This is a genomic window from Bradyrhizobium sp. WBOS08 (genome assembly GCF_024585125.1).
GTDB lineage: Bacteria > Pseudomonadota > Alphaproteobacteria > Rhizobiales > Xanthobacteraceae > Bradyrhizobium > Bradyrhizobium japonicum_B.
In genome coordinates, this window is sequence record NZ_CP028988.1 from 5,482,279 (window position 1) to 5,499,207 (window position 16,929).

A 16,929-nucleotide genomic window follows, 5' to 3' on the forward strand; every position below is an offset into this window, starting at 1 on the left:
CACGGAGAACGCAATGAGAAAAGTCGGCATCGGAATCATCGGCTGCGGTGTGATCAGCACCGCCTACCTCAAGGCAGCGCAGCGCTTCCCGGTCATGGAGGTGAGAGCGCTGGCCGACATGCGCAGCGACATGGCGGAGCGGCAGGGTGCCGCCTTCGGGCTGCCGGCGATGCGGGTCGATCAGCTGCTCAAGCGTGACGACGTCGAGATCGTCATCAATCTCACCGTGCCGCTCGCCCACACCGATGTCAGCCTCGCGGTGCTGAATGCCGGCAAGCACGTCCATTCAGAGAAGCCACTCGGCATCAACGTCGCGGAGGCCCGCAAGGTGATGGATCTCGCCGCGCAGAAGAATCTTCGCGTCGGCTGCGCGCCCGACACGTTCCTTGGCGGCGGACACCAGACCGCGCGCAAGCTGATCGACGACGGCGTCATCGGCACGCCGGTGGCGGGCAGTGCCTTCTTCGGCTGCCCGGGTCACGAGCGCTGGCATCCGGCGCCGGGGTTCTATTACTTGCGCGGTGGCGGCCCGATGCTCGACATGGGTCCATACTACATCACCGATCTCGTGCAGCTGCTCGGACCGGTCGCCAGCGTGATGGGCTCGACCGCGCGTCCGAAATCCGAGCGTCTCGTCACCAGCCAGCCGATGAACGGCAGCTTGATCCCGGTGGAGGTTTCGACCCATGTCGCAGGCACGCTCGAATTCGAGAGCGGAGCAGTCGTCTCGATCGCGATGAGCTTCGACGTGCCGAAGCACCGCCATGCGCCGATCGAGATCTATGGCGACAAGGGCAGCATGCTGGTGCCGGACCCGAACCGCTTCGGCGGCGAGGTGCAGGTCGCCAAGACCGGCGGTGAATGGGAGACGGTGCCGTTGACCCACGGTCATGTCGAGGGTGAGTTCCGTTCCATTGGTGTCGCCGATATGGCCGCCGCGATCCTCGACAACCGGCCGCATCGCGCCAGCGGCGCGCTCGCCTTTCACGTGCTGGAGGTGATGGAGGCGTTCCAGACCTCCGCCGACGAGGGGCAGCGCGTCAAGATCGAGAGCCGCGTCGAGCGGCCGGCGATGCTGCCCACGGGGCGTGAAACCGGACAGATCGATTGAGGGAATGACCATGCGCAAGGCAATGATTGTTTGGGGCGGCTGGCCGGGACACGATCCGGATCTGTGTGCCTCGATGATCCGCGGCTGGCTCAGGGCGGAAGGTTTTGAGGTCCGGATCGAAACGACGACGGAAGCATTCGGCGATCCGGCGATCCATGATCTGTCGTTGATCATCCCGATCTACACCATGTCGAAGATCGAGAAGCCGGACGCGCTGAATCTCTGCGCTGCGGTGCGCGCAGGCGTCGGGCTCGCCGGCCATCATGGCGGCATGTGCGATGCTTTCCGCGAGTCGGTCGAATACCAGTTTCTGTGCGGCGGGCAGTGGGTCGCCCATCCCGGCAACATCATCGACTACAAAGTCGACTTGACGAAGCCGGACGACCCCATCATGAAGGGCCTGAAGAGTTTCGAGCATCGTTCCGAGCAGTACTACATGCATGTCGACCCCGCCAACGAGGTGCTGGCGACGACGACCTTTACCGGCGAGCACGCGCCCTGGATCGAGGGCGTGGTGATGCCCGTGGTGTGGAAAAAGCGCTATGGCGCGGGCAGGGTGTTCTATTCCTCGCTCGGCCACCGCGCCTACGAGCTCGACGTGCCGGAGATCCGCACCCTGATGACTCGCGGCATGCTGTGGGCGGCGCGCGAATGAGCGCTGGCGCGACGCAGCCGGTGGTTCGCGCAACGCTCGAGGATGTCGCGCGGGCCGCCGGCGTTTCGCTCGCGACCGTCGACCGCGTCGTCAACCGGCGAGAGGGCGTGCGCGCCAAGACCGTCGCGCGTGTCGAGGCCGCCGTCGCCAAGCTGGGCTACCGCGCCGACGTGGCGGCGGCGCGGCTCGCACGCGGGCAGAGCTTTCGCTTCGCCTTCGTGCTGCCGTCCGGCAGCAACAGCTTCATGACCAATTTGGCCGAGCAGGTCCAGCGCACCGCAGACTGGCTTGCCGGCCAGCGCGGCTTCATCGACATCCTCCATGTCGATGTGTTCGATCCGGATGTGCTGGCCGGCACGCTGGAGGACTTGTCGCCGGCCTATCAGGGCGTCGCCGTCATCGCGCTCGACCACCCAAGGGTGCGCGCTGCGATCGACGAGCTAACCGCGCGCGGGGTCGCCGTGGTGACCCTCGTATCGGACGCGCCGAGCTCGCGCCGCCTGCATTATGTCGGCATCGACAACCCGGCCGCGGGACGAACTGCCGCAACGCTGCTGGGACGCTTCCTCGCCGGCCGCGATGGGACGGTCGCCGTGATCGCCGGGTCGTTGTCGCTGCGCGATCACACCGAGCGGCAGTTCGGTTTTCACCAGATCCTCTCCAGCGAGTATCCGAACCTGCGCATGCTACCGGTCATCGAGGGCCGCGACGACAGCGCACGCACGCGGGAGCTCACCACCGCGCTGCTGGCGCGCCATGCCGATCTCCGCGGCATATATTGCTGCGGCGCCGGAAATCGTGGCATCGCCGATGCGCTCGAAGCCTCCGGCCGCGCGCGCGAGGTGGTCTGGATCACCCACGAGCTGACCCAGTACACACGGCGTTTCCTGGTGCGCGGCACACTCGATGCCATCATCAACCAGGATCCCGGCCACGAGGCGCGGTCCGCGGCGCGGGTCCTGCTCGCGCATTGTTCGGGCGAGCCGATCAGCCCCGATCAGGAGCGCATCCGCATCGACATTTTTCTGCGGGACAATCTGCCGTAACGTTGTGCAGCGGTCGCAAGGCTAGCTCAGCGCCTTGTAGCTCGCTTTCTTGCAGCACGAACCTCTGGGAGATCGCGATCAGCATCCGCGCGATCGCGTCCCGCGCCGGATGAGGCCATCATGCTGGTCGCGTTCGACCTGCGCCACGATCAGAGCGTGCGGTATCTGGATGCCGCGACGACGTCGGTGCGGCCGCGGCGGTTGCGCAGGGCTTCGGCAGTGCGCCGGCGGCGGCGACGCGGCAGCCCCGGACCGCGCGGCTAGAACAGCCGTCCGCCGTTCGGCACCGGCTGGCTCGGCTGCACCAGCACGACCTTGCCGTCGGCATCGGGAAAGCCGAGCGTCAGCACCTCCGAGATGACAGGTCCGATCTGGCGTGGCGGGAAATTGACGACGGCCGCGACCTGTTGTCCTACCAACGTCTCGATCGGATGGTTTTCGGTGATCTGGGCCGAGCTCTTGCGCACGCCGATGGCGGGCCCGAAGTCGATCCATAGCCGAAACGCCGGCTTGCGCGCCTCGGGAAACGGCTTGGCGTCGACGATGGTGCCGACGCGGATATCGACGGCGAGGAAGCTGTTGAAGTCGATGGTCGGCGTGGCGGCGGCTGCGGGATCGTGGGTGACGTGCATGGGGATGTCCGTTCGGCGAGGTGGCGTCGTTCGCAATATTGTCGCGCGGAGCGGAGTTTCGTACAACGCCGTGTCCATCACGATGCGTCATGCGCGAGGAAGGTCTTGCCCAACATCATCTACGGCATCAAGAACTGCGACACCATGAAGAAGGCGCGCGCCTGGCTCGACGGCCATGGCGTGCCTTACGCGTTCCACGACTACAAGGCGGCCGGCGTGGAGAAGGACAAGCTCAAGCAGTGGAGCGACAAGGTCGGCTGGGAGACGCTGCTCAATCGCGCCGGGACGACGTTCAAGAAGCTGCCCGATGCCGACAAGGAAGGCCTCTCCGAGAAGAAGGCGCTGGCCTTGATGCTAGCGCAACCATCGATGATCAAGCGGCCGGTGCTGGAAATCGGCGGCAAGCTGCTGGTCGGGTTCAAGCCGGACATCTATGCCAAGGAAGTCGGCGCCAAGTCGCGCTGACGCCAAGTCGCGCTGACGCCAAAGCGCGATGAGAATGTCATCGCGCGTTCCGCGTCTTAGTTCAGCTCGATGATCTCGGTGGCGACGCCGGGATCCGGCTGGTCCGCGAACTCGACCAATTCGGCCGTCGCGATGCGGCCGGGCGCACGATGGAAGAGCTCACGATCGATCAGGGCGCGCAGTTTCGGACGCGGCAGCGCGTCATTTCCGCGCATCAGATTCTTGATCTCGAAGCCGCCGTCCTCGCAGAAGGTCTTGACCGATGCGATGACGTGACAGACCTTGCCGTCGGTCTGGAAAGGCAGCAGCAGCCGTTCATAGGCGACGATGCGCCCGTAGATGTCGTCGACGTCGGCAACGCTGTAGACCGGCAGCCCGCGCGCCACGCATTCGAGATAGATCGGCATCACGAGCGGCGCGAGTCGTGGCCCGAGATACTCCTCGAGCAGAACGCCCTTGCCGGTATGTCCATAGGCGCGCGAGATGCGCGTGTTTTCGCTCTGGATGATCAGGCGCGGGGCCGGCGTCGACGTATCCACCGTATAATAGATGAGATCGGACAGCTCCTCCTCGAGCCGCGCGGGCTGATACTCCCAGACCGCCGGCGCGATCTGCTCGCGCGCATAGAGTCGCAGCCACGTGTTCAGGAGATCACGCTGCCTGATCGACTTGACGACGGAAGGAGCGGCGCTGGCGAAATCCAAGACAATATTCCAGACCATCAAAAACCTGCGCACGATCCCATGTGCGGGAAAATTATTGATGAAGGCTGGCGCACGGAACGAAAGACCGTTAACGACGACTTGACGACCGGTGTCTTGCGAACCGGGAGGCCGGGCAGGCACGACATCACACACCTCCGACTAAGGGAGCATTTGTATCCCAGCCGGAGACCTGATCTGCTCAGCTTTCCGCCTTGCCTAACCCCCGTCACCTCCGGCATATTCCGCGCCCGGAGGCGGCGTTCCGGATGGGCTATCAAGGACAGGCTCCAAGGCCACCGGAAAGCCGAAGCAACAAGGATAGCCACGCAGCTAGCGCGCGGGCAGGGGGAAATCCGTTTGGCCGATGAGTTCATTCTCGAAACGGAAGGCTTGACCAAGGAGTTCGCGGGCTTCTTCGCCGTCCGCGACGTTGCGCTCAAGGTTCGCCGTGGGAGCATTCACGCGTTGATCGGCCCGAATGGGGCCGGCAAGACGACCTGCTTCAATCTTCTGACCAAGTTCCTCAAACCGTCTGCCGGAAAAATCCTGTACAAGGGGCAGGACATCACCGCGATGGCGCCGGCCGACGTGGCTCGCCTGGGGCTTGTTCGTTCGTTCCAGATCTCGGCGGTATTTCCGCATCTCACCGCGCAGGAGAACGTCCGTGTCGCGCTTCAACGCCAGCACGGCTCTTCGTTCGATTTCTGGCGCTCCAAATCGGTCCTCAACCGCTTCAACGACCGCGCCCGCGAGCTCCTCAACGATGTCGGTCTCAGCGAGTTTGCCAACACGCCCGCGGTCGAGATGCCCTATGGACGCAAGCGTGCACTCGAAATTGCAACCACGCTCGCGCTCGACCCGGAGATGATGCTGCTGGACGAGCCGATGGCCGGCATGGGCCACGAGGACATCGACAAGATCGCGGCGCTGATCAAGCGCATCTCCGCGAAATACACCATCCTGATGGTCGAGCATAATCTGAGCGTCGTGGCCAACCTCTCCGACATCATCACCGTGCTGACGCGCGGGCAGGTGCTCGCGCAAGGTCATTACAGCGAGCTCACCAAGGACGAGCGCGTCAAGGAAGCATACTTGGGAGCCGGGCATGCCTGATACTGCGATGGCCGAGGCTCCGGCCAAGATTGCGACCGGCGGAACCATCCTTCAAGTCCGCAACCTCGAAGCCTGGTACGGCGAGTCCCACATCCTGCACGGGATCAACTTCGACGTGAACGCGGGCGAGGTCGTCACCCTGCTCGGGCGCAACGGCGCCGGCAAGACGACCACGCTGAAGTCGATCATGGGCATCATCGGCAAGCGTACCGGCTCGGTGAAGTTCAACAACCAGGAGATCATCCGCGCGAGCTCCGACAAGATCGCGCGCATGGGCATCGCGTTTTGCCCGGAAGAGCGGGGCATATTCGCCAGTCTCGACGTGCGCGAGAACTTGATGCTGCCGCCGGTGGTCCGTGAAGGCGGATTGCCGCTCGAACAGATCTTCGAGCTGTTTCCGAACCTGAAGGAGCGGCTCAACAGCCAGGGCACCAAGCTGTCCGGCGGCGAGCAGCAGATGCTAGCGATCGCGCGCATCCTGCGCACCGGCGCGAGCTTCCTGATGCTGGACGAGCCGACCGAAGGCCTTGCGCCCGTCATCATCCAGCAGATCGGCCACACCATTGCGCGGCTCAAGAAGGAGGGCTTCACGATCCTCCTGGTCGAGCAGAATTTCCGCTTCGCCTCCACCGTCGCCGACCGCTACTACGTGGTCGAGCATGGCAAGATCATTGACGGATTTTCCAATGCCGAGCTTGCCGCCAACATGGACAAGCTCCACACCTATCTCGGCGTGTAGCTGTGCAGGCCGGACCATCGAGAGTAATCATCAAAGCCATACTGGGGAGCGGATCATGAAGCACGGCATTTCGGCAATGTTGCTCGGCACAGCCCTGGCCTTCGGTTCGGCAGGTGCCGCGGTCGCGCAGGATAAGAACATCAAGATCGGCGTGCTGACCGACAATTCGGGACTCTATGCCGACCTCGGCGGCCCCGGCTCGACCGTCGCCGCGCAGATGGCGATCGAGGATTCCGGCCTCGCGGCCAAGGGCTGGAAGCTCGACCTGATCTCTGCGGACCATCAGAACAAGCCCGACATCGGCACCACGATCGCCCGGCAATGGATCGACGTCGAGAAGGTCGACATCTTCATGGATGTCCTGAACTCCGGCGTTGCGCTGGCGGTCAACAATGTCGTCAAGGAGAAGAATTCCATCCTGATCGACACCGGCGCAGCGACGTCGGATCTCACCAACGCGCAATGCTCGCCGAACACGGTCCACTGGGTTTATGACACCTACATGCTGGCCAACAGCACGGGGCAGGCGCTGGTGAAGTCGGGCGGCGACACCTGGTACTTCCTGACCGCAGACTACGCCTTCGGCCATGCCCTCGAGCGCGACACTGCCGCGGTCGTGCTGAAATCGGGCGGCAAGGTGATCGGCAACGTCAAGCATCCCCTCAATACCGCCGACTTCTCGTCGTTCCTGCTTCAAGCGCAAGCGTCCAAGGCCAAGATCATCGGCATGGCGAATGCCGGCGGCGACACCACCAACACGATCAAGCAGGCGGCGGAGTTCGGCATCGTCTCGGGCGGCCAGAAGCTTGCGGGCCTGCTGCTCTTCATCACCGACGTGCACGCGCTCGGCCTGAAGGTGGCGCAGGGCCTGAACTTCACCGAGACCTTCTATTGGGACATGAACGACGGGACGCGCGCGTTCTCCAAGCGCTTCTCCGAGCGCATGAAGAACAAGGCGATGCCTTCGATGGTGCAGGCCGGCGTCTATTCGGGCCTGCTGCACTATTTCAAGGCGCTGGAGGCCATGGGTGGCAATCCGCATGACGGCGCCAAGGTCGTTGCCAAGATGAAGGAGATGCCGACGGACGACGCGCTGTTCGGCAAGGGCACGATCCGCGCCGACGGCCGCAAGCTGCATCCGGCCTATCTCTTCGAGGTGAAGAAGCCCGAGGAGTCCAAGGGACCCTGGGACTATTACAAGCTGATCGGCACGACCCCCGGCGAGCAGGCCTTCCGGCCGCTGTCGGAAAGCGCCTGTCCCCTGGTGAAGAAGTGAGTCGGCCGCGCCCGCGGGCGCGGCAGAATGAATTGGCATAACGCGACCGGGTACGAGATTGATCGATGCAGGCTCTATACGCTCAGCTACTGGTGGGACTGATCAACGGCTCGTTCTACGCGCTGCTCAGTCTCGGGCTTGCCGTGATCTTCGGCATGCTCAACATCATCAATTTCGCCCATGGCGCGCTCTACATGATGGGCGCCTTCGTCGCCTATTTCCTGCTGAATCTCGGCGGCATCAATTATTGGTGGGCGCTGCTGCTTGCGCCCATCATCGTCGGCATCTTCGGCATGATCCTCGAGCGGACCATGCTGCAATGGCTGACCGGGCTCGATCATCTCTACGGCCTGCTCCTGACCTTCGGCATCGCGCTGATCGTGCAGGGCGTGTTCCAGAACTATTTCGGCTCGTCCGGCCTGCCTTACGCCATTCCGGACCAGCTCAGGGGCGGCATGAATCTCGGCTTCATGTTCCTGCCGATCTACCGCGGCTGGGTGGTCGTGTTCTCGCTGGTCGTGTGCCTCGCGACCTGGTTCCTGATCGAGAAGACCCAGCTCGGCGCATATTTGCGCGCCGCCACTGAGAATCCGACTCTGGTGCGCGCCTTCGGCATCAACGTGCCGCGCATGATCACGCTCACTTACGGTCTCGGCGTGGGCCTTGCCGCGCTCGCCGGCGTGCTCTCGGCGCCGATCAACCAGGTGCGGCCGCTGATGGGCGCCGACCTCATCATCGTCGTGTTCGCGGTGGTCGTGATCGGCGGCATGGGATCGATCATGGGCTCCATCATCACCGGCTTCGCGCTCGGGGTGATCGAGGGTCTGACCAAATATTTCTACCCCGAGGCCTCCAACACCGTCGTGTTCGTGCTGATGGTGCTGGTGCTCTTGGTGAAGCCAACGGGATTGACGGGAAGGGCGGCCTGATATGACAACCCTGACGGACGACACGCTGCCGGTGACCCCTCGCGCGATGCGCGACGAGATGATCGTTTTCGTGGTGATGGCGCTGCTGCTCGCGACGGTGCCGTTCACGGGCGTCTACCCGTTCTTCGTCATGCAGGCGCTGTGCTTTGCGCTGCTTGCCTGTGCCTTCAACCTCTTGATCGGCTATGGCGGCCTGCTGTCTTTCGGCCACGCGATGTTCCTGGGCACCGCCGGCTATTGCAGCGCGCATGCGCTGAAAGTGTGGGCCTTGCCGCCCGAACTCGGCATCCTCGTCGGCATCGCCGCGGCGTTCGTGCTCTCGCTCATCACGGGCTACATCTCGATCCGCCGCCAGGGCATCTACTTCTCGATGATCACGCTGGCGCTGTCGCAGCTCTTGTACTTCATCTACCTCCAGGCCCCGTTCACCCACGGTGAGGACGGCATCCAGGGTATCCCGCAGGGACACATGTTCGGCATCTTCGATCTGTCGAAGCCGACGGTGCTGTATTACGTCGTGCTGGCCGGGTTCCTCGCCGGCTTCCTCCTGATCTTCCGCATCATCAACTCGCCGTTCGGGGAGGTGCTGAAGGCGATCCGCGAGAACGAGCCGCGGGCGATCTCGCTCGGCTACCGGACCGACCAGTACAAGTTCCTGGCCTTCGTGCTTTCGGGCACGCTGGCCGGCTTTGCCGGCTCGCTGAAAGTGTTCGTGGCGCAGAACGCCTCGCTCACTGACGTGCACTGGACGATGTCGGGCGAGGTCGTGCTGATGACGCTAGTCGGCGGCCTCGGCACCATCTTCGGCCCCGTGGTCGGCGCCTTCGTCATCATCGCCATGCAGCAATATCTGGCGGGTTTCGGCCAGTGGGTGACGGTGATCCAGGGCGCGATCTTCGTGGTCTGCGTGCTCACCTTCCGCCGCGGCGTCGTCGGTGAAATCGCGCATTACTTCCGCAGATCGCTCTAAGTAATTGATTTAAGGTCAATTTACTTGCCGCGTGAAAGCGGTGGATGATCCGGCTCCGCGGGCGTGAGATGACACGCGCGCGGCGCGAAAATGGTTTATGACAGTTCGATGACGGCCCCTCGGGCCGTGCCATTTTCCAACCGGTAGCCACTCCCCATGATGCGATGGTTTCGTGCTTTCCTGCCCAAGGAAGAACGGTTCTTCGACCTGTTCGACCGACATGCCCAGACGGTGATCCAGGGCTCGATCGCGCTCCAGGGCATGCTCAACGGGGGCGAGGAGACACCGGTCTATTGCCAGCGCGTCAACCAGTTCGAGAACGACGCCGACAACATCACCCGCGAGGTGCTGACGGCGGTGCGCCGCACCTTTATCACCCCGTTCGACCGCGGCGACATCAAGAACCTGATCACCTCGCTGGACGACGCCATCGACCAGATGCAGCAGACCGCCAAGGCCGTGATGCTGTTCGAGGTCCGCACTTTCGAGCCGCCGATGCGCGAGATCGGCGGGCTTCTGATCGAATGCGCCAATCTGGTCGGCCGTGCCCTGCCGCTGATGCAATCGATCGGCCCGAACGTGGCCATGCTCACCGCGATCACGGAAGAGCTGGGCAAGCTGGAGGGCCGCGTCGACGATCTCCACGACATCGGGCTGAAGGAGCTGTTCCTTAAGCACCGCGACGGCAATGCGATGGACTTCATCGTCGGCGTCGAGATCTACGACCACCTGGAGAAGGTGGCCGATCGTTTCGACGACGTCGCGAACGAGATCAACAGCATCGTCATCGAGCAGGTATAGCGCATGATCCGGAAAAGTGTGCAGCGGTTTTCCGCTCAGATCATGCGCAAGCTTTAAGTAGGGCCTCGCCGTGGATGCAGCGTTGGGTCTTCCCATCCTGGTCGGCTTGATCGCCGTCGCGCTGCTGTTCGACTTCCTGAACGGCCTGCACGACGCCGCCAATTCGATCGCCACCATCGTCTCCACCCGCGTGCTGCGGCCGCAATTCGCAGTGTTCTGGGCCGCGTTCTTCAACTTCATCGCCTTCATGGTGTTCGGGCTGCACGTCGCCCAGACCATCGGCACCGGCATCATCGATCCCGCGATCGTCGATCCCCAGGTGATCTTCGCCGCGCTGGTCGGCGCCATCGTCTGGAACCTGGTGACCTGGGCGCTCGGCATCCCGTCCTCGTCCTCGCACGCGCTGATCGGCGGGCTCGTCGGCGGCGGCATGGCCAAGGCCGGGATCTCGGCTGCGGTGTGGACTGGATTGTCCAAGACGGTGCTGGCGATCGTGCTGTCGCCGCTGGTCGGCTTCCTGCTCGCGATGATGCTGGTCGCGATCGTGTCCTGGGCCTCGGTGCGCTCGACGCCGTTCGCGGTCGATCGCGCCTTCCGCATCCTTCAGTTCGCCTCCGCCTCGCTTTATTCGCTCGGCCATGGCGGCAACGACGCGCAGAAGACCATGGGCATCATTGCGGTGCTGTTGTATTCGCAGGGCCATCTCGGCAGCGACTTCTCGGTGCCGTTCTGGGTGGTGCTGTCGTGCCAGGCGGCGATGGCGCTGGGCACCTTGATGGGCGGCTGGCGCATCGTCCGCACCATGGGCCTGCGCATCACCAAGCTGACGCCGATGCAGGGCTTCTGCGCCGAGACCGGAGGCGCGGCGACCCTGTTCATGGCGACCTTCCTCGGAGTCCCGGTCTCGACCACGCACACCATCACCGGCGCCATCGTCGGCGTCGGCGCGGCCCGCCGCGTCTCGGCGGTGCGCTGGAACGTGGCAAGCTCGATCGTCTATGCCTGGGTGATCACGATTCCGGCGTCGGGCATCGTCGCGGCACTGACCTGGTGGGCGGTCCAGCTCTTCGTCAAGTGACGAGCTTCAGCCCGACGATTCCGGCGACGATCAGGCCGATGCTGGCAAGCCGCAGCGCCGTAGCCGGCTCGCCGAACAGGACGATGCCCAGCGTCGCGGTGCCGACCGCGCCTATCCCGGTCCACACCGCATAGGCGGTTCCCACCGGCAGCGATTTGAGCGCGAGGCCGAGCAGGACGACGCTGCCGGCCATGGCCACCAGCGTGACGACGGACGGAACAAGCCTGGTGAAACCCTCGGTGTATTTCAGGCCGATCGCCCAGGTGATCTCGAGAAGCCCGGCGACGAACAGGATGCTCCAGGCCATGACGACCCTCCATTCAGGCAGGGTCGTCCCCGCGGCTGAGTTGCTGAGAAACGGAAGGCCGTCCTTCCCGAAAGGCGATATGGGGCTGGCCGAATGGCTCTGCAATCACCAAATGAGGCTTGATCAGGCCCGTTTTCCCTGCCACACGCTCCCGCCATGTCCGACATCGCCATCACCACAGCCGAATCGCCGGCCCGTTCCCCGCTTGCCGCTGAAGTGGCGCGGCGGCGGACCTTTGCGATCATCTCCCATCCTGACGCCGGCAAGACCACGCTGACCGAGAAGCTGCTGCTGTTCGGCGGCGCCATCAACCTGGCCGGCCAGGTCAAGGCCAAGGGCGAGCGGCGCAACACCCGCTCGGACTGGATGAAGATCGAGCGCGAGCGCGGCATCTCGGTCGTGACCTCGGTGATGACCTTCGAGTTCGAGGGCCTCGTCTTCAACCTGCTGGACACGCCGGGCCACGAGGACTTTTCGGAAGACACCTATCGCACGCTCACCGCGGTCGATTCCGCCGTCATGGTGATCGACGCCGCCAAGGGCATCGAGGCGCGCACCCGCAAGCTGTTCGAGGTGTGCCGCCTGCGCGACATCCCGATCATCACTTTCATCAACAAGATGGACCGCGAGAGCCGCGACGTGTTCGAGCTGCTCGACGAGATCGAGAAGACGCTGGCGCTCGACACCACGCCGATGACCTGGCCGGTCGGCCGCGGCCGCGACTTCCTCGGCACCTATGACGTCGTCAATGGCGGCGTGCGCCTGCTCGAAGGCGGCGGCGCCAAGACCGGCGCGGCGCAGCAGATCGCGATCGAGGAGCTCGCCAAGCTCAACGCCAATCTCGATGTCTCCGCGGTGAAGGACGAGCTCGAGCTCGTCACCGAGGCCTCGAAACCGTTCGAGCTCGAGGCCTTCCGCGAAGGCCATCTGACTCCGGTCTATTTCGGCAGCGCTCTGCGCAATTTCGGTGTCGGCGACCTCCTGGAAGGCCTCGGCAAGTTCGCGCCCGAGCCGCGCGCGCAGGACAGCGACCAGCGCAGGGTCGAGGCCACCGACCCGCGCATGAGCGCCTTCGTGTTCAAGATCCAGGCCAACATGGATCCGAACCACCGCGACCGCATCGCGTTCGCTCGCCTCTGCTCGGGCAAGCTCAGCCGCGGCATGAAGGCCAAGCTGGTGCGCACCGGCAAGAGCATGCCGCTGTCGAGCCCGCAATTCTTCTTCGCCCAGGACCGCTCGGTCGCGGACGAAGCCTTCGCCGGCGACGTCGTCGGCATTCCCAATCACGGCACGCTGCGCATCGGCGACACCCTGACCGAAGGCGAGGATTTCAACTTCGTCGGCGTGCCGAGCTTCGCGCCGGAAATCGTCCGCCGGGTGCGGCTCACCGACGCGATGAAGGCCAAGAAGCTGAAGGAAGCGCTGCAGCAGATGTCGGAAGAGGGCGTGGTGCAGGTGTTCCGCCCGCGCGACGGCGCCCCGGCATTGGTCGGCGTCGTCGGCGCACTGCAGCTCGACGTGCTGAAGGCGCGGCTCGAGGCGGAATATTCATTGCCGGTCGAGTTCGAGGTCAGCGAGTTCCAGCTGGCGCGCTGGGTCTCCTCGGACGACCGCAAGAAGCTCGACGCCTTCATCGCCGCCAACACCTCCAGCATCGCCGACGACGTCGACGGCGATCCGGTGTATCTCGCCCGGAACGAGTTCTATCTCGGCTACACCAAGGAGCGCGCCGAGGGCATCGAGTTCATCAACGTCAAAGACGTCAAGAAGAAGGGGTAGCGGGGGGCGTTGTGGCCCCGCGGTTAGCTACACACTGTCATTCCCAGCGAAGGCGGGGAATCCAGTACTCCGCAGCCCATCGATTCGATCATTGTCGTCACGGCGTACTGGGTCGCCCGGTCAAGCCGGGCGAGGACGCCGGAGTTGAACGCGAGCATGTGAACGCGTCTCGGCTTGACGTGTTCATTCCCGATGCCGCGTTCGCGTGATGTGGCGCAGCATTCCCGTCATCATCCTGCTGACGATCTCGACGGCTGCCGCCGGCGCGCGACCTCGCCAGATCAATCCGATCCCGTTTGCGCACGAGCCGTGCAGCGTGCTCGACGGCCGGTCATGCACGCCGTCCTATTGCAGCCCGCTCGAGCCCGGGCCCTGCATTCCCGAGATCGATTACCCCTATGGCCAGAACCTCCAGCTCACTATCCAGAGCGTTCCATTGGAGGCGGACCGCGCCAAATATCAAAAGCCCGATCACGACCTCGAGACGATCGGCGACCTCTTCGCCGCGTTGCGCAGCTGCTGGTCGCCGCCATCGGACAATGCGCGCGCGGGCATGCAGATGTCGGTGCGTTTCAGCTTCAACAGGGACGGCGGCCTGATCGGCCCGCCGCGCCTCACCTATGCGACGCCCGGGGTGCCCGCACAGACCCGAACCAGCTATCTCAACGCGATCAATTCATCGCTGAAAGCCTGCCTGCCGCTGAAGTTCACCGGCGGTCTCGGCGGCGCGCTGGCAGGGCGGCCGATCGCCATCCGTTACGTCGATAATAGGGAGCTCGGCAAGTAGACGAAGCTCTTACCCCTCATCCTGAGGAGCGCGCTCGCGCGCGTCTCGAAGGATGAATGGCCTCGCTTGTTGCAATCAGCCGGGCCTGCATGGTTCGAGACGGCGCTTACGCGCCTCCTCACCATGAGGCTTCAGAGTTGCGACGCGCGGCCAATCGATGATACCTCAGAGCCGGGGGCTGCTTTGCGGGGAGGATATCGTGGGTCTGCTGGTCATGATCCTGGGGCTGGTGTTGTTTTTCGCGGCCCATGTTTTCACAACCAAACGAGATGCGCGCGCGCAGGCGATCGCGAAGCTGGGTGAGGGCACCTACAAGATGCTCTACGCGCTGGTCTCGTTCGCCGGCCTCGCGCTGATCATCTGGGGCTTTGCCCACTACCGAGCCACCGGCTGGATCGACGTCTGGTATCCGCCGAAGGCGATGAAGCACATCACGCTCGCGCTGATGCTGCCTGCGGTGATCCTGGTGGTCGCCTCTTATTTGCGCGGCCGCATCTACGCGACGCTGAAGCATCCGATGCTGGCCGGCATCAAGCTGTGGGCTGCGGCGCATCTTTTGGCCAATGGCGATCTCGGCTCCATCATCCTGTTCGGCTCGTTCCTGGGCTGGGCCGTCTATGACCGCATTTCGTTGAAGCATCGCACCGATGCCGGCGGCCCGCCGATTCCCGTCGGCGGCGTCACCAACGATCTGATCGCGGTCGCGGTCGGTGTGGTCGCCTATGTGGCCCTGGCGTTCGCGTTCCATCCGGTCGTGATCGGCGTGCCGGTCGTCGGGGTGTAGCTAGCCGCTCAGCGCAAGACCAATCCGCGCAGCCGTGCGCGGAAACGTGACAAAAGCAACAAGCCGAGGGCGTTCCGATGGACTGGTCGCAATCTCAGATTCCGCCGATGCGGCTCGAGGCGCGGTTCGGCGATCGGGTGGTGCCGGCCTTTTGCGACCGGCCGGCGAGCCTGTGGACGATGATCGCGGACGCCTGCGCCCGCAATCCGGATGGCGAGGCATTGATTGCCGGCAATGTCCGGCTCAGCTGGCGGCAGGCCGTGGAGCAGGCGACACGGATCGCGGCGGGGTTTCGCAAGCTGGGCTTGCAGCGCGGCGACCGCGTCGCGATCCTGCTCGGCAACCGCATCGAATTTCCGCTGCTGCTGTTTGCCGCCGCGCATGAGGGACTGGTCACGGTGCTGCTGAGCACGCGCCAGCAGAAGCCCGAGATCGCCTACGTGCTTGCCGATTGCGGCGCGAAGATCCTGATCCACGAGGGCTCGCTGGCCGAGCGGCTGCCCGACGCGCAGGACGTGCCCGATCTGATCCATCGCGTTGCCATCGACGAGGATCCGGCCCGATCGCGTTTCGCCGCGCTCGCCGACAACGCGCCGGCACCGGCGCCTGTCGAGGTGAGCGAAGAGGACACCGCGATGATCCTCTACACCTCGGGCACCACGGGCAAGCCGAAGGGCGCGATGCTGGCGCATTGCAACATCGTCCATTCCTCGATGGTGTTCGTGTCCTGCCTGCAATTGACGGGGGCGGACCGCTCGATCGCGGCGGTGCCGCTCGGCCATGTCACCGGCGTCGTCGCCAACATCACCACCATGATCCGCTGCGGCGGCGCGCTGATCATCATGCCGGAGTTCAAGGCCGCCGATTATCTCAAGCTCGCCGCGCGCGAGCGCGTCACCTACACGGTGATGGTGCCGGCGATGTATAATCTCTGCCTGCTGCAGCCGGATTTCGACGGCTACGACCTGTCGAGCTGGCGCATCGGCGGCTTTGGCGGCGCGCCGATGCCGGTCGCGACCATCGAGAAGCTCAAGGCGAAGATTCCCGGCCTGAAGCTGATGAACTGCTATGGCGCGACCGAGACGACGTCGCCTTCGACGATCATGCCGGGCGAGCTGACCGAGAGCCATATCGACAGCGTCGGCCTGCCGTGCCCCGGCGCGCGCATCGTCGCGATGGATCCGGATGGGCGCGAACTGCCGCGCGGCGAGATCGGCGAGCTCTGGATCCAGAGCGCCTCCGTCATCAAGGGCTACTGGAATAATGCCAAGGCGACCGCCGAGAGCTTCACAGGCGGATTCTGGCACTCCGGCGATCTCGGCTCGGTCGACGCGGAAGGGTTTGTCCGCGTGTTCGACCGGCAGAAGGACATGATCAATCGCGGCGGCCTGAAGATCTATTCGGCCGAGGTCGAATCCGTGCTGGCCGGCCATCCCGCCGTGGTCGAGAGCGCGATCATCGCCAAAGCCTGCCCGGTGCTGGGCGAGCGCGTCCATGCCGTGGTGGTGACGCGGGCGCCGGTGGCCGACAGCGACTTGCGGGCCTGGTGCGCGGAGCGGCTGTCCGACTACAAGGTTCCCGAAACCATGGCGATCACGGCCGACCCGTTGCCCCGTAACGCCAACGGCAAGGTCTTGAAGCGGCAGCTCCGGGAGCTGCCCGGAGCTTGAGCCGGGGAGGGCCCATCCGGGCTCTCCCGGGTGGTTAACGCCTTGATTGGGCTCGCTTTGCCTTGCCTCCGCCATATCGTTAG

Annotated in this window: 19 protein-coding genes; 16 read left to right on the forward strand and 3 right to left on the reverse strand. The window is 64.4% G+C overall.

Annotated features, from left to right (window positions below):
• Nucleotides 1–13 precede the first annotated feature (13 nt).
• The 4 genes from DCM80_RS25710 to DCM80_RS25725 all read left to right on the forward strand — a co-directional run bounded on the left by DCM80_RS25710 (nt 14) and on the right by DCM80_RS25725 (nt 3,076).
• Complete coding sequence (locus tag DCM80_RS25710; protein WP_257194286.1) at nt 14–1,111, forward strand: Gfo/Idh/MocA family protein; 1,098 nt, start codon at nt 14–16, stop codon at nt 1,109–1,111.
• 10 nt (nt 1,112–1,121) lie between these two features.
• Entirely contained in the window at nt 1,122–1,766 is a 645-nt protein-coding gene (locus tag DCM80_RS25715) for a ThuA domain-containing protein (RefSeq protein WP_257194287.1), read from the forward strand.
• Complete coding sequence (locus DCM80_RS25720) at nt 1,763–2,812, forward strand: LacI family DNA-binding transcriptional regulator (protein WP_257194288.1); 1,050 nt, start codon at nt 1,763–1,765, stop codon at nt 2,810–2,812. Before DCM80_RS25715 ends, DCM80_RS25720 begins: the two co-directional genes overlap by 4 nt.
• A 120-nt stretch (nt 2,813–2,932) precedes the next feature.
• The gene (locus DCM80_RS25725; protein ID WP_257194289.1) at nt 2,933–3,076 is read left to right on the forward strand and encodes a hypothetical protein; all 144 of its coding nucleotides are present in this window, start codon (nt 2,933–2,935) and stop codon (nt 3,074–3,076) included.
• Here DCM80_RS25725 and DCM80_RS25730 read toward each other — a convergent pair.
• The gene (locus tag DCM80_RS25730; RefSeq protein ID WP_028136888.1) at nt 3,073–3,444 is read right to left on the reverse strand and encodes a tRNA-binding protein; all 372 of its coding nucleotides are present in this window, start codon (nt 3,442–3,444) and stop codon (nt 3,073–3,075) included. The genes DCM80_RS25725 and DCM80_RS25730 overlap by 4 nt on opposite strands.
• A 105-nt stretch (nt 3,445–3,549) precedes the next feature.
• On the opposite strand from DCM80_RS25730, the gene DCM80_RS25735 reads away from it, so the two are divergent.
• Nucleotides 3,550–3,909: an ArsC family reductase gene (locus DCM80_RS25735; RefSeq protein WP_257194290.1), complete on the forward strand. Its 360-nt coding sequence runs from the start codon at nt 3,550–3,552 to the stop codon at nt 3,907–3,909.
• Nucleotides 3,910–3,965: 56 nt separating this feature from the next.
• Here the strand turns inward: DCM80_RS25735 and DCM80_RS25740 are convergent, their stop codons facing one another.
• Complete coding sequence (locus DCM80_RS25740) at nt 3,966–4,631, reverse strand: hypothetical protein (protein ID WP_257194291.1); 666 nt, start codon at nt 4,629–4,631, stop codon at nt 3,966–3,968.
• A 339-nt stretch (nt 4,632–4,970) separates the two neighbouring features.
• Here DCM80_RS25740 and DCM80_RS25745 point away from each other — a divergent pair, with 339 nt between their 5' ends.
• The 7 genes from DCM80_RS25745 to DCM80_RS25775 all read left to right on the forward strand — a co-directional run bounded on the left by DCM80_RS25745 (nt 4,971) and on the right by DCM80_RS25775 (nt 11,519).
• A complete protein-coding gene (locus DCM80_RS25745) occupies nt 4,971–5,726 on the forward strand; it encodes an ABC transporter ATP-binding protein (RefSeq protein WP_028136885.1) in 756 nt (251 codons plus the stop codon).
• Nucleotides 5,719–6,465: an ABC transporter ATP-binding protein gene (locus tag DCM80_RS25750; RefSeq protein WP_257194292.1), complete on the forward strand. Its 747-nt coding sequence runs from the start codon at nt 5,719–5,721 to the stop codon at nt 6,463–6,465. The genes DCM80_RS25745 and DCM80_RS25750 overlap by 8 nt, the downstream gene beginning before the upstream one ends.
• Nucleotides 6,466–6,520: 55 nt before the next feature.
• Nucleotides 6,521–7,741: an ABC transporter substrate-binding protein gene (locus DCM80_RS25755; protein WP_257194293.1), complete on the forward strand. Its 1,221-nt coding sequence runs from the start codon at nt 6,521–6,523 to the stop codon at nt 7,739–7,741.
• A gap of 65 nt (nt 7,742–7,806) precedes the next feature.
• Nucleotides 7,807–8,670 (forward strand): branched-chain amino acid ABC transporter permease, encoded by an 864-nt coding sequence (locus tag DCM80_RS25760; protein WP_145641006.1) that lies wholly within the window; start codon nt 7,807–7,809, stop codon nt 8,668–8,670.
• 1 nt (nt 8,671) lies between these two features.
• Nucleotides 8,672–9,640, forward strand: coding sequence for a branched-chain amino acid ABC transporter permease (locus DCM80_RS25765; protein ID WP_257194294.1), 969 nt, complete (start codon nt 8,672–8,674; stop codon nt 9,638–9,640).
• 156 nt (nt 9,641–9,796) lie between these two features.
• On the forward strand, nt 9,797–10,441 hold the full coding sequence (locus tag DCM80_RS25770; RefSeq protein WP_028136881.1) for a DUF47 domain-containing protein: 645 nt from the start codon (nt 9,797–9,799) through the stop codon (nt 10,439–10,441).
• A 70-nt stretch (nt 10,442–10,511) separates the two neighbouring features.
• Nucleotides 10,512–11,519: an inorganic phosphate transporter gene (locus tag DCM80_RS25775; RefSeq protein ID WP_028136880.1), complete on the forward strand. Its 1,008-nt coding sequence runs from the start codon at nt 10,512–10,514 to the stop codon at nt 11,517–11,519.
• On the opposite strand, the gene sugE is transcribed toward DCM80_RS25775, so the two are convergent.
• Nucleotides 11,512–11,826 (reverse strand): quaternary ammonium compound efflux SMR transporter SugE, encoded by a 315-nt coding sequence (gene sugE, locus DCM80_RS25780; RefSeq protein ID WP_257194295.1) that lies wholly within the window; start codon nt 11,824–11,826, stop codon nt 11,512–11,514. The genes DCM80_RS25775 and sugE overlap by 8 nt on opposite strands.
• Nucleotides 11,827–11,982: 156 nt before the next feature.
• On the opposite strand from sugE, the gene DCM80_RS25785 reads away from it, so the two are divergent.
• The 4 genes from DCM80_RS25785 (at nt 11,983) to DCM80_RS25800 (ending at nt 16,846) form a co-directional block, all read left to right on the forward strand.
• Nucleotides 11,983–13,605 (forward strand): peptide chain release factor 3, encoded by a 1,623-nt coding sequence (locus DCM80_RS25785; RefSeq protein WP_257194296.1) that lies wholly within the window; start codon nt 11,983–11,985, stop codon nt 13,603–13,605.
• A gap of 208 nt (nt 13,606–13,813) precedes the next feature.
• The gene (locus tag DCM80_RS25790) at nt 13,814–14,392 is read left to right on the forward strand and encodes a hypothetical protein (protein ID WP_257194297.1); all 579 of its coding nucleotides are present in this window, start codon (nt 13,814–13,816) and stop codon (nt 14,390–14,392) included.
• A 199-nt stretch (nt 14,393–14,591) separates the two neighbouring features.
• A complete protein-coding gene (locus DCM80_RS25795) occupies nt 14,592–15,176 on the forward strand; it encodes an NnrU family protein (RefSeq protein WP_257194298.1) in 585 nt (194 codons plus the stop codon).
• A 77-nt stretch (nt 15,177–15,253) separates the two neighbouring features.
• Nucleotides 15,254–16,846 carry a class I adenylate-forming enzyme family protein gene (locus DCM80_RS25800; protein ID WP_257194299.1) on the forward strand — a complete coding sequence of 531 codons (1,593 nt, stop codon included), beginning with the start codon at nt 15,254–15,256 and terminating at the stop codon, nt 16,844–16,846.
• The last annotated feature ends 83 nt before the right edge of the window (nt 16,847–16,929 follow it).